The organism is Lentibacillus cibarius, assembly GCF_005887555.1.
In the GTDB taxonomy this organism is placed as follows: domain Bacteria; phylum Bacillota; class Bacilli; order Bacillales; family Amphibacillaceae; genus Lentibacillus; species Lentibacillus cibarius.
This window is the reverse complement of record NZ_VCIA01000001.1, coordinates 1,354,354-1,366,994: the sequence shown is the minus strand read 5'-3', so window position 1 is coordinate 1,366,994 and position 12,641 is coordinate 1,354,354. Positions and strand designations below refer to the sequence as shown.

Here is a 12,641-nt window from a genome sequence, read left to right as displayed (position 1 = left end):
TTTTGTTTTTTAGCTGCTAGGCACCGACATAGTTTAAACTCTACAGTATTTTTTAGAAATTCACATATAATATGGTAGAATCGGGGGTGCCAGGCACTTTGATAATTCTGAATTGTGTGGGTGCCAGGCACTAGATAAGAGGGGGTAAAAAATGGACTATGTAAAACTTGGGAATACTGGTTTAGATGTATCGCGCATTTGCTTAGGGACGATGAGTTTTGGTGAAGCGGCGCGTTGGTATCATAAGTGGGTGCTTGACGAGGAAAAAAGCCGGCCGATTATTAAAAAGGCGTTGGAATTGGGCATTAATTTCTTTGATACGGCGAATATGTATGCAGATGGGACTAGTGAGGAGTTTTTGGGCCGGGCGTTAAAGGACTTTGCGAATCGGGATGAAATTGTCCTAGCCACAAAAGTTTATTATCAGATGCATGATGGACCAAATGGCAGTGGCCTCTCCCGGAAGGCAATTATGAGTGAAATCGATAAAAGTCTCTCGCGTCTTGGAACCGATTATGTAGATCTCTATATCATTCATCGTTGGGATGAGCATACCCCGATTGAGGAAACGATGGAAGCATTGCACGATGTCGTCAAATCCGGGAAAGCAAGATACATCGGTGCTTCTTCGATGAGTGCGTGGCAGTTTCAAAAAGCCAATCACATTGCTGAGAAAAATGGCTGGACCAAATTTGCATCCATGCAAAATCACCTGAACCTTATATACCGTGAAGAGGAAAGGGAGATGTTGCCGCTTTGTAAAGAGGAAAACATCGGCGTTATCCCTTATAGTCCGCTTGCATCAGGGCGATTGGCGCGTGATTGGGCGGAATCGACGTATCGTTCCAAAACGGATCAAATGCAAAAAAGTAAATATGATCCGACAGCAGAAACCGATCGAGCCATTGTTGACAGGGTTTCCGAACTTGCGGAGAAACATGGCGTTCCCCGTGTTCAAATTGCGCTTGCCTGGTTGCTGCAAAAAGAAACGGTAACAGCTCCGATTGTCGGCGCCACAAAAATCTCTCATGTAGAAGATGCAGTCGACGCACTTTCCGTTTCGCTTACACCAGAAGAGGTAGCGTACTTAGAAGAACCATACATACCACACCCGGTAGTGGGGTTTGAATAGGTGCCAGGCACTTGCCGGGTACAGTGGAGAGAAATCTCTGGAGTGACTTTTTAAAAATTCACATATTTAATCTAAAAATATGATAGAATTGAAATGCAGCTGAATATTGTGAGGGTGGTTGGTTGTCGCTCTTCTTTCCGTTTTAGGAAAGGAGGTGATAATCATGGAAACATTTCTTGAATTTCTTCGTGAAGTTCTGAAGGGGATCATGCGGGAGAGTGGTGCATATTTCTTTCGGAAAAACATATTAGAAAACAAGAAAACCACCCTGAGCCGTAGGAAGCGAAAGGGTGGTTCACACAATAAATAAACGCATATAGACAACCGCCCCCTTACGGTGCAGTTGTATGGAGAAGTGTTAGCGCACTTCTCTTTTTCATTATATTATAATTATATTTATATTATACAAAAATTTAGTGCTTTTTTTCAAGTTTTTGGGGTGATTGTATTGTCGAGCGGTTTTTCGTGCCAGGCACTTAGACTATTCTGAATTGTGCAAGTGCCTGGCACCTATACCGACTTCCAGGGTGGTGGGATATCCGTGTCTTTTTGGATGATTTTGATGGATGGATGATATAGTGTCATTTGTTTTAAAAATTGTTGGCATCTTGATTTGGTGTATTGTGAAGTAAAGGTGTGTTTTTCAACCGCCTTTTTTAGTTCTTGCAGGGAACCCGCCAAATTTTGTGCATTAAAAAAGTCATCATCCCGTTGGAAATTGGTATCAAGAAGCATTTTACGCTGCAGCAGATGAAAGTGCAGTGTCTGTGTTAACACGAGGGAATCCATCAGTTGATTTTCTGCTTCCTCTCTCTCATCATTATTATCTATCGTCCAAAGGTTTCGTAAATAATTGGTCAAAAAACAAATATAAATACTTAGAGCATCCAAATAATCTGCTTCACTTTCTGCGAATAAACTTTCCCAATCATGGTCATCCGCACTCATGGGGCCACCCCCCAGTCATTATTTAGATGATTTATCCTGTTTTTTATACTGTCGGAAACTGCAGCAATACGGACAATTTTCCAACGAACTGCATTTACAATAACTGGTTCCATGATATCGACATTGTTTAATGCATTTTTCGCACCTATGCTGGCTGCTATCTTTATTGATCGTAATGACATCCTCGAGTTTAAATTGCAGCAGCATTTGCGATTTAATGATTGACCGGAGTGTGGCATGCATGCTTTCATTTGTTTTCAGATAATCATCGAAGCTGCATGCTTTGTTAATCATGCCTTGTACTTTTTCCCCTTCTGCGTTCAGTATGTGAGATAAGCTTATTTCTTCCAAGGCAATGGAAGTCAGCGTTAAGTTTATCGCTTCACACCTGTTCAAAGAGATTTCGGGCGTAATATCCGGAATATTCGGCATCGACATGTATGGTCACCCTCTATAAAAATATTATCAATAGCTTCCAGAAGTCAATGGGAATCAACCTCCATGGTAATGGAAATGAAAAAGGGGGATGTCAATGTCACAAGCCAATATTCCGGATATTAATCCCGAAATTTCAATGACTCGGGATGATGTGATAAATATGCTTCTGGCTTCCATAGCGATGGAAGAATTGGGACTGGCTCACGTTATAAATGCTGAGGCGGAAAAAATTCAATATACGCTGGGTACCCTTCAGGGGCTAAGTCCAAATGCGACATTACCGGAAATCTTAGAAACGAATGAGACCGTTCAAAATACACTAAATATCGTATTGCAAAAAGAAGGTATTTTGGATAATAAGTTGGGCCAAGTTATTGAAATTATGTCCATGGAAGGCGGGCCACCTGGACCACCCGGACCAGAGGGACCCCAAGGACCAGAGGGACCACAAGGACCAGAAGGACCACAAGGACCAGAGGGGCCACAAGGACCAGAAGGACCACCTGGACCCAATGTGGCAGCAACCGGGTTTTCTGCAAAAAGGGAACCTTCCAGCATTAGCAGCAGTGGACAATTGGGAAATTGGACAGTATCAGGTAACTTTTTTAATGGAACAGGATTCGATCCTGCAACCGGTGATTATACAGTTCCAGAGTCGGGTAGGTATACAATCAAGGCAGTTATTAGTTATAACACAACCGCTGCAGTCGGCGCCAGCATTGGAGGAAATGTGAATCCGGCTTTTGTTGTCCGGAAAAAATCCCCAACTACAACGGATCTGGTTTCGGGACTGTTCCCTGTTCTTAACATTAGTGTCACATTATTAACATTAAGAGCTGTTTTAGGCAACGGAACCGTTACCCTGACTGGTGATGTCATGTTAAACGCCGGTGATGTCATCGGCTTATACTACCAAGCAGAAGGCCTAAACATCAATCTTAATTTAGGCGGTTCATCACCATCCGGAACTGTTTGGTCCGTTCATAAACTGGCGGATTAGCTTGGGTGCCAGGCACTTAGATTATTCTGAAAATTTGTTCGGCAAGATTGAATGTTGGAAGGTGTGATTTGGAGAAGCGCTGCGTGAGAGAAATCTTATGCAGGGTGGTAGCTGAGGTGCCAGGCACCATGAAAATTCAGAATAGTTAAAGTGCCTGGCACCACCCCTCTGGCACCAGCACCATCCCCCATTGCATATTTGCAAGATTTCGCCTAGAATGGCAAATGTAAGAAATTTTACTAACTTTTATAGGGGGGAAGGATTTGAAGTTTAACAGATTAGGAGTCACGCCGCTTGCTGCTTCATTGTTGATAGCGGGGATGCCGCTTGCCGCCAGTGCAGCAACACCTGCTGAGCAAGCTGAACAGTCTCCGGCGGGGCAATACCACATTAATAGTACACAAGTGGTAGAAGTATCCGATGCAGACAAGGAAGTTGATGTTAAAAAGTTGATTGATAGGTTACAAGCGGTGGCTCCTGGCCAATTTGATGTAATAGGCGAAGATGATGTCCGCGTCAGAACCAGCTATCGTTACCCGGAAGGACAGGATGAAAAAATCGTTCAATACAGGGTATCTATCAACAAAGAAGTCGATGGAGAGCGTATGCATGCCAGTGCGTCGTTTGCTGGAGATGATTTACACCTAGAACATTTCAACTACCGAACACCCCATGAAAAAGAAGCGCTCTTTCCAGCGAAAGTTTCCAAGGATGAAGCCCAATCAAAGGCGAGTTCCGTCGTCGATCAGTTAACCGACGATGCAACGTACCATCAGACCGATTCGATCTCTCGCCTGATGCCGACGAATCAGTCGTTAACGGAACCGATTGAATATCGTTTTCAGTATGAGCGGCTGGAACAAGACATTCCGGTTGCAGGTGACACGGTGACGATTACCATTCTCGGAAACGGTGAGATTTCGAGCGTGCACAAAGGAATGAATCCATCAAAAGACGTCTCATATGAAGACCCTAAACAAACGTTTGATCAAGAGAAAGCATTGAAACGGATAAAAGACAACATCCAGCTTGGCCTTCATTATGTCGTTGACTCAAGAAGTGAAGGTGCCAAAGCCCAACTCATGTATAATTTCGATCCGGCTGTCACCGGCATTCACGCTACAGACGGGAAATTCAGCGTCAATGGTGAATTCGTTGAGGACATTCCGGAAGCTGATGACCTTAAACCACTAAAGGACGAACCGGCAGATGTAGAATCTGAGCCGATTTCCAAGGATGAAGCGAAAGAACGAGCGGAAAAACTTTTGCAGAATGACGATGACGATACAAAACTGCGAATTGAATCCGTCCGGGAAAGGCAAAATCGTAGCGGCCAAACGGTTTATAGCGTAAATTATTCGTATCAAACCGGTTCTTCTACTTTTGGCTCAAGTGTATCCATTAATAAAGCCGACGGGGAAGTAGTGCAATACCACGACATTTATCAACTGCGCATGAATGATGGGGAAGATGTTGAGAAAAACTTATCGTCTGAGGAAGCGCTGGATCAAGCGGTGGAGGCGATTAAGGAGTACGCCCCTTCAAAACTCAATCAGTACGCCGAACCGGTAGTTAAACCGGAAGACGTCTCATCGGATGGGGCCTATAGCTTTCAATTCCCACGCGTTCATGACGGTATCCGGGTAATCGGTGATGACGTTCATGTGAGCATTTCTGCTGAAGATGGAAAAGTGATCATGTTCAATGCCGATACCAAAGCGGTGAAAGAATGGCCGTCTAAAGAGGATGCAGTGGATAAGAAACAGGCTAGAGAAGATTTCCTTGAAGACCTGGGCGTGTCGCTTGTTTACATGAGCCCGCAAGCATTAAAGGCGAATCCGGTAAATCCTGTACCTTATAATGTTAGTTCAGGTGATGGCGAATACAAGCTTATTTACCAGCCGGACCTTGGTCATGATACACAAACGTATGACGCTATTAAAGGGAAATGGATGGATGACCCTAGATTGCCAAACCGGCAAGAAGGTTCAGATATTGAGGTTTCGCATCCATGGGCAGAGGACGAGCTTAACTTTATGATCAAAGCGGGAATTATTCAAGTGGATGATCCGGAATCCGTTAAGCCGGACGCCCCATTATCTAAAGGAAAAGCGTTAAACGTGCTCGTGCGGTCGCTGACACAAATGCCTAATGTTACTATGCCTGGACCGGGTGGACCTTCAGGGGAACAACAAGAGCAAACATTTGACAACATCGCGCCTGGAGATGACTTGTATCAAATTGTGGAACGGGCAGCAGACCGGGGCATTATTAACACCCAACAGGATACATTCCCGGTTGATGAAAAGCTAACACGGCAAGAACTTGCAGCTTGGTATATCCGTACACTCGGACTGGATGCAGCAGCCAAACATGGTGATCTGTATAAGCTCGATTTTGCGGACGCCAACGCTATTGATGATGACTATAAAGGCTATGTCGCGCTATCACAAGCACTCGGACTTCTTCAAGGTGACGAGAGCAACAACTTCCAGCCAAAAGATAACACGACACTAGCAGAATTAGCCGTATCGAACACCCAATTAGTAAAACGAATGTTCGATAACGACATCAGACCTCGATACTAGAGGTAGCATCCCGACACATCCCGAACGACCACGGGAAGCAGAAGAAGAAAACTAGCGAAAGCCCTGCAGAGAACCCAACTCTCTGCAGGGCTTTTTTTGGTGCCAGCTTTTTTGGTGCCAGGCACTTTTATTATTGCGAATATTATGAAGGTGCCAGGCACTTCGATGATTGTGAATATTAAGAATTGTTAAAGTGCCTGGCACCTTCTCCAATCTAAGATTATAATTAAATGAGGAGGTATGACGAATGGATAATAAGAGGAAAGTCATTCTGGATTGTGATCCGGGACATGATGACGCAATGGCTATTCTACTAGCCGGTTCGAAACAGAGTAATCTTAACATAGAGGCGATTACGACCGTGGCGGGGAATATAAATGTGGAAAAAATACGTTAAATGCTTTGAAGGTTTGTGACAAGGCCCATTTGGATGATATACCTGTAGCACAAGGGTCGGACAAGCCGTTAGTTAAAAAAATGGAGGTTGCTAAAGAAATTCATGGTGAAAGTGGTATGGATGGCCCGCAGCTTCCGGATACGCCTTCGAAGGAACCAATCCAAGATCGTGCGGTGAAGGTAATCATCGATAAAATCATGCAATCTGATAACGATATCACGTTAGTGCCCACAGGACCACTTACGAACATAGCTCTGGCGATGAGAACAGAACCACGCATCATTCCTAAAATGAAAGAAATTGCGTTAATGGGCGGTGGAACGTTTGGAAATTGGACACCTGCTGCAGAATTTAATATTTGGGCTGATGCAGAATCGGCAAAAATAGTTTTTGAGAGTGGTGTTCCTATAGCTATGTTTGGCTTAGACGTCACACACCAGGCTTTAGCTACCGAAGAAATAACCAATGAATTAGCAAAAATAGAAAACCCAGTGGCCGAATTCGTCGTTGATTTATTGACGTTTTTTTCCAAAACATACAAAGATGTTTTCGGTTTCGACGGCGCCCCGATCCACGATGCGTGTACGGTAGCTTATTTAATCGATCCTTCTATATTTTCTTTTGAACATGTCCATGTTGATATCGAAACGAAAGGCGATTACACATATGGTATGACCATTGTTGACCGACTAGGCGTAACAGAAAAAGAACCGAACGTCCACTTTGCCTATAAACTAGACCAAGACAAATTTTGGAAACTATTCAAAGACGCTTTGCAAACCTATTAGGTGCCAGGCACTTCAAAAATAGTGAACATTCGCAATTGTTGGGGTGCCTGGCACCTCGAATATTCAGAATAGTTATAGTGCCTGGCACCACCACCACCCCCCTACCAAAATATTTCAAATAATGTTAAAGTTGGTGTTGCTTGTATATTTTTTACATTGGGAGGGGACTGGATTTATGGCAAGTAAAGGTTTTTGGAAAAGGGTTACGGGCTCTGCTTTTACTGCGGCTGTTGCGGTAAGTGTGGCCTGTACACCTGTCATGGCGGCGTCAACGTCTTATACGGATGTGAAGGCGGGACAAAGCCATTATGATGCGATCATGGCACTGACGGAACAGGGTGTTGTTCAAGGGTACGACAATGGAAAGTTTGGTCAGTGGGATGATGTGACGAGACAGCAAGTGGCCGTCATGATGTATCAAGCTTTTGATTTAAAAGCACCGGACAAACAAGAAACAGAACGTATATTAAGCGGCTACGATGACGTCGACAGCAATCATCCGTACGCCAAACAGATTGCTGCTGTAACGAAATCCGGGATTTTTAAAGGAAATGGGGGGTCATTCCATCCTAATAAGTCGATTACACGGCAACAGGTAGCGTCTGTACTTTTGACTGCAAGAGACTTGGAAACCTACGATGCACAAGAAGATAAAAACATAGAATTAAGTAATGTGGCTGACTCCCATAAACAGCGGGTACAGATTTTAGCGAATTTGGGTGTTACGAATCAATTTGATGATTTTAAGCCGGCAGAATCTATTAGCCGCGGCGCATTTGCCACCATGTATGACACACTTGATCAGAAAGTGAAAGCGTTAGGCAAGAAATATGAATTGTTCGACCAGAAGATCATTCAAGAGGTCAACTCAGAGAATATGTATAACGACATCGACTATTTGACGGACGTGCCGAGAGAAGCTGGTACGGACGGGGAAAAACGAGCCGTCGATTATATTAAAAACCGTTTTGACGAGCTGGGCTATGAAACAGAAGTTCAGTCATTCCCGGTCCGAGATGTCCATTCGGAAGCCAGTGTTACGATTGATGGAAACAAGTTGGATGAGACATTGCAAGTAATCAGCGGTGGTCAAAACGGAAAAGAAACAGGCGGGCTTGTCGACGTAGGAAGAGCCGAGCCCGGTGACATACCGGATGTAGAAGGAAAAATTGCCCTTATTGAACGAGGTGCTATGCCTCCTTTCAAACAGGTGATGGATGTGAAGAATGAGGGTGCTGTCGGGGCTATCATGTACGACAGTGAAGATGGTGCGCCGTTCCAATTAGTACCGGGCGTGCAAATTATGCCGGCGGTAGGAATATCCCGCGAAACCGGACGCGACTTAGCGAAACAGTTGGAGGATGGAGAAATAGAGGTAACGCTGGATGTTACCATGGAGCAAATAACGAAAACATCCCATAATGTGATTGCTTCCTTAAAGCCTGACATGGATAAGACGACAGGGCAGCTCGTTACCATTGGTGCCCATCACGATTCCGTTCCTGGTGGTCCTGGAGCCAATGATGATGCATCAGGCGTTTCAGCGGTACTTGAGCTAGCAAGAATTTACGCGGATAAACCGATCGATACGGAAGTGCGCTTTTTAACCTTTGGTGCGGAAGAAAGAGGATTGGTCGGATCCAGCTATTACATGAATTCACTGCTCCGAAATGAGAAAAACCGAATGGTGGCCCATTTTCAAATGGATATGATTGGTGCACGTGATTCCGGAGCGGATAATCCGGCTGGCGGACTGATTATGTACACGCTAGATGGCAACAAAAATCTGGTCACTGATCTAGGGTCAGCATGGGGCTCGGAAACCATGGATGTCGCAGTGCCGTATGGACAAATGGGACGCAGCGACCATCAGCCATTCCATCAAGCTGGCGTGCCAACAGCGCTGTTCACCCACGCACCAGCTGAGGCATCGTACCACCAGCCGACAGACACATTGGATAAAATCAGTAAGAAAAAACTGCAGCAAGTTACGGAAACGGTGGGAGCTGCAGCCTATCAAATTGCCCGGCCGGAAACACCGAAACTACCAAACTTCGATGTTGCCGACGATTTAATCGATTACTCATTTGACACCCGTGCATTTGATTAATAGAAAACCCTGTGGAGCGAAACACTCCGCAGGGTTTTTTTGGCACGTCCCGCTCCAGCGCCAGTGTGTTCGTGCCAGGCACCTTGAAAATTCTGAATTATGCAAGTGCCTGGCACCGATACACATTTTTGTTCTCGTTTGCTCATATTTGTGTTAGAATATGTTTTATGGAATGGTACTAGTTTTGTAGAGATGGGCCGATTTTTGTCGTGTGGTGCATTTTTTACAATGCATCATAACCGCATGAAAAACCGCATAGACATACAAAGGTGTCTCTTATGGCGGGCAGTGCAGTGCGATTCTGCAATTCTAGTGATCGTTCGGAAATTATTCATACATGGGAGGATACATCGCATGAAAAAAGGAGTCACAACCGGGTTAGCCGCTTTGATTGCGTCAACGACTTTGACACCTGTCGCTTTTGCTGATGATCATAGCTCAGATGTGAAAGAGGATCAGCAAGCACCGGACAGTTCGAGTGACGAATCAGAAGAAACAGGGGAAGAATCGGTTGAACTGATTGATACGCTTACTCTCGATGCTGCTGTAGAACATGCATTAACTGATAATACATCACTGATGCTGTTGCAGTATCGATTGGATAATTTGAAAAGTCAGTTAGATGCAACGGAAGATGATCATCGTGATTTGGAAATTGATATCGATGATTTGGAAGATGACTTTGATGATCTTAAAGAACAACCGGGGAACACTTTTCAGCCGCGTTATCAGATTCATAATCAAATAAAAAAGATGGAAAATAGTCTCGACCAATTGGAAGATGCTTTTGAAGAATTAACTTCCAACCAAGTGACACTTGAATTTAATCAACAAGAAGCTGAGGAAAACATTAAATTCAAAACCATTTCTACCTTTATGAATCTTGTCATGACCAAGGATCAGTTGGCGTTCACGAAAGATTCCTTGGAGACGCAGAGAAAACAAGTGAAAGCGACCAAGCGTCGTTATGATCTCGGGCTGGCATCGCGTACTGAGTTTCGCACTGACCAACGGGAGCTGACACGTCTGGAGTCCCAGATTAAGCAGACAGAAACGACACTGGAAAATAATTTGCGTGAATTTGCTGCGGATATCGGTATTGTCTATCACGACGACTTATCCTTAGAAGCTCCTGAGACAGATTCAGTGGAGCCAATTGAGCAGGAGGAGACAACCGAGGAATTAATCAACAACTCCTACAGCATGAAAACAGCCAAAGAAGAACTGGAACTTGCGAAGTACAAATTAGAGCAAGCGAAAGAAAACATCAATGATACCGAAAAAGATGTTGATGCCAAGGATATCGAACAGGCTGAAATTAACGTGGATCAGAAAAAAGAAAATATCACGCAATTAAAAGAGGATTTAAAAAAGGCGATTGATAGTCTATTTACAGACGCAGCAAACCAATATCAAACGGTTATGGACAAAAGATATGAATTAGATTATGCGAAAGAGGACCATCAAAACCTGAAACGTCGATTGGATGTAGGTCTGGTATCACAGTTGGAATATGATGTGGCTCGCACCCAAGTAGAACAGGCAGAACTGGATTATACAGCAGCAAAGCAACAATACTTCCTGCTAAAACATCAAGTAGACTTGCTGAGAAATGGCGTGATTCAAACCGGTGGTAGCAGCCAGCAAGCAAGTATGAAGTAAAGGAACGTATGAAAAACACGTGTCCAAACAGGCAGTGCGTTATCAGACGTTCGTTTCCTGAGGCTCATAACTATTGCGCATAATAAAACTATTTATATACAGCCAGAACTGACCAGTCAGTTCTGGCAACAACTTTTTTCTATGAAGCACAGATGATAAGGGAGGATTTATGATTCTATGAATAAAAGGACCAGATTAGCAGGGCTTTTGTCCATTATTGCCTTCACCGGTATCATCACGGGATGCAATGATTCGGAAGGCGCAACGGATGATCAGCAGGAAACAAAAACACCTGTGGAAGTTGCGGAGGTGTCTTTCGGTTCGTTAAGTGACGAGAACAAAGTAACAGGGACCATTATTCCTGAAAAAGAAGTCAACGCAATCGCTAAAGCACCAGGTGAATTAACGAAGGTCATGGTGGAAAAAGGCGATATCGTCAAACGTGGTGATACCTTGGCCCAAATCGATGCGACCGATGAACGCAATGCGCTCGAACAGAATCAATCGAAATTAAAGCAAGCGCAGATCGGTCTGGAGAATGCGATTGCCGGGAAACAAAAAGCACAAAAAAACCTTCAGCAGTCTAAAGCTTCCCTGCGTCAAGCGGAGGCTTCTTTGGACGAGGCGAAGGAAAAACAGCAAAATAATGAAGACAATATTGAAATGGATATAGAAAATGCAAAGACAGCCTTGGATCAGGCTAAGAAAAACAAAGAGCGGATGGAAGCTCTATTTGATGATGGGCTCATTTCCAAAAAGGATTTTGAGGATGCCGATAAAGCATTGAAAGATGCCCAGAACGCATATGATAAAGTCAAGCTAAATAAGGAACAGGCAACCAGTGATGTTGCACTCGCGTCATTAGAGGCCTCTGTCGATCAGGCGGAAATTGGCGTTGACCTTGCCAAATCATCCATTCGCGAGGCGGATATTGGTGTTGAAAAAGCGCGGTCTTCCGTTGAGCAAGCCCAACTATCTGTAGATTCGGCTAAAGAAAAGCTACAGGATAAAACCATTAAAGCCCCTATAAGCGGGGAGATTAGCGTGGTGAACAATGAACAAGGGGAAATGGCGTCAAACCAGGAACCTTTTGCGACCATTGTTTCGATGGACACCGTGAAGCTTGAGGTGCAAGTATCACCAGCACAGTTAGACGTGTTGAAGAAAGGCGATAGTGCTGAAATAGCGGTTGCCGGAATAGACAAAAACGTGACCGGAACCATTGCTTATGTAGCTTCAACAAGTTCAGATGCAGGGTTGTTTACCGTTGAAGCCGAAATCGACAACGACGACCATTCCCTCCGTCCAGGTATGGTTGCGACCTTGGTTACCGATGAAGTATTAGTGGATAAGAGTCTTTTAGTGCCATCTAACGCTGTGGTTCAAGTGGAAGGAAAATCCGTTGTGTTCCTCGCAGTTGATGGTGAGGCAGTTCAAAAAGAAGTAGACATTGTCCGTCAAGGCACTGAATCCACAGCTGTCAAAGGTGATATAGAAAAAGGTGATCAAGTCGTCACAAGTGGGCAAAGCCTCCTCGAAGATGGAAATTCTGTGAAAATAATGGAGGAGGATTAAACG

At 44.3% G+C, this 12,641-nt stretch carries 9 protein-coding genes and 1 pseudogene; 8 read left to right on the top strand and 2 right to left on the bottom strand.

All coding sequences use genetic code 11. From position 1 onward, the window contains the following. Positions 1-151: 151 nt before the first annotated feature. Positions 152-1,132: an aldo/keto reductase gene (locus FFL34_RS06500; RefSeq protein WP_138602564.1), complete on the top strand. Its 981-nt coding sequence runs from the start codon at positions 152-154 to the stop codon at positions 1,130-1,132. 163 nt (positions 1,133-1,295) lie between these two features. After that, positions 1,296-1,442 carry a hypothetical protein gene (locus tag FFL34_RS18190; RefSeq protein WP_171046303.1) on the top strand — a complete coding sequence of 49 codons (147 nt, stop codon included), beginning with the start codon at positions 1,296-1,298 and terminating at the stop codon, positions 1,440-1,442. 200 nt (positions 1,443-1,642) lie between these two features. On the opposite strand, the gene FFL34_RS06495 is transcribed toward FFL34_RS18190, so the two are convergent. After that, on the bottom strand, positions 1,643-2,080 hold the full coding sequence (locus tag FFL34_RS06495; RefSeq protein ID WP_138602562.1) for a hypothetical protein: 438 nt from the start codon (positions 2,078-2,080) through the stop codon (positions 1,643-1,645). 18 nt (positions 2,081-2,098) lie between these two features. Continuing rightward, positions 2,099-2,518: a hypothetical protein gene (locus FFL34_RS06490; RefSeq protein WP_176960977.1), complete on the bottom strand. Its 420-nt coding sequence runs from the start codon at positions 2,516-2,518 to the stop codon at positions 2,099-2,101. Positions 2,519-2,612: 94 nt separating this feature from the next. On the opposite strand from FFL34_RS06490, the gene FFL34_RS18185 reads away from it, so the two are divergent. The 6 genes and pseudogenes from FFL34_RS18185 to FFL34_RS06455 all read left to right on the top strand — a co-directional run bounded on the left by FFL34_RS18185 (position 2,613) and on the right by FFL34_RS06455 (position 12,638). Further along, positions 2,613-3,518, top strand: coding sequence for a hypothetical protein (locus tag FFL34_RS18185; RefSeq protein ID WP_171046302.1), 906 nt, complete (start codon positions 2,613-2,615; stop codon positions 3,516-3,518). Positions 3,519-3,781: 263 nt separating this feature from the next. After that, a complete protein-coding gene (locus tag FFL34_RS06475; RefSeq protein WP_138602555.1) occupies positions 3,782-6,106 on the top strand; it encodes a PepSY1/2 domain-containing protein in 2,325 nt (774 codons plus the stop codon). 247 nt (positions 6,107-6,353) lie between these two features. Further along, positions 6,354-7,291, top strand: a pseudogene (locus FFL34_RS06470) (nucleoside hydrolase). Between the two features lie 175 nt (positions 7,292-7,466). Continuing rightward, complete coding sequence (locus FFL34_RS06465) at positions 7,467-9,401, top strand: M28 family peptidase (protein WP_171046301.1); 1,935 nt, start codon at positions 7,467-7,469, stop codon at positions 9,399-9,401. 354 nt (positions 9,402-9,755) lie between these two features. Further along, the gene (locus FFL34_RS06460; protein WP_171046300.1) at positions 9,756-11,063 is read left to right on the top strand and encodes a TolC family protein; all 1,308 of its coding nucleotides are present in this window, start codon (positions 9,756-9,758) and stop codon (positions 11,061-11,063) included. A gap of 177 nt (positions 11,064-11,240) precedes the next feature. Further along, on the top strand, positions 11,241-12,638 hold the full coding sequence (locus FFL34_RS06455) for an efflux RND transporter periplasmic adaptor subunit (RefSeq protein WP_138602549.1): 1,398 nt from the start codon (positions 11,241-11,243) through the stop codon (positions 12,636-12,638). The last annotated feature ends 3 nt before the right edge of the window (positions 12,639-12,641 follow it).

Bases quoted from the DNA above. Each gene is read 5' to 3' on its own strand.
- FFL34_RS06500 (WP_138602564.1), top strand. From the start codon at position 152: ATGGACTATGTAAAACTTGGGAATACTGGTTTAGATGTATCGCGCATT.
- FFL34_RS18190 (WP_171046303.1), top strand. From the start codon at position 1,296: ATGGAAACATTTCTTGAATTTCTTCGTGAAGTTCTGAAGGGGATCATG.
- FFL34_RS06495 (WP_138602562.1), bottom strand. From the start codon at position 2,080: ATGAGTGCGGATGACCATGATTGGGAAAGTTTATTCGCAGAAAGTGAA.
- FFL34_RS06490 (WP_176960977.1), bottom strand. From the start codon at position 2,518: ATGTCGATGCCGAATATTCCGGATATTACGCCCGAAATCTCTTTGAAC.
- FFL34_RS18185 (WP_171046302.1), top strand. From the start codon at position 2,613: ATGTCACAAGCCAATATTCCGGATATTAATCCCGAAATTTCAATGACT.
- FFL34_RS06465 (WP_171046301.1), top strand. From the start codon at position 7,467: ATGGCAAGTAAAGGTTTTTGGAAAAGGGTTACGGGCTCTGCTTTTACT.
- FFL34_RS06460 (WP_171046300.1), top strand. From the start codon at position 9,756: ATGAAAAAAGGAGTCACAACCGGGTTAGCCGCTTTGATTGCGTCAACG.
- FFL34_RS06455 (WP_138602549.1), top strand. From the start codon at position 11,241: ATGAATAAAAGGACCAGATTAGCAGGGCTTTTGTCCATTATTGCCTTC.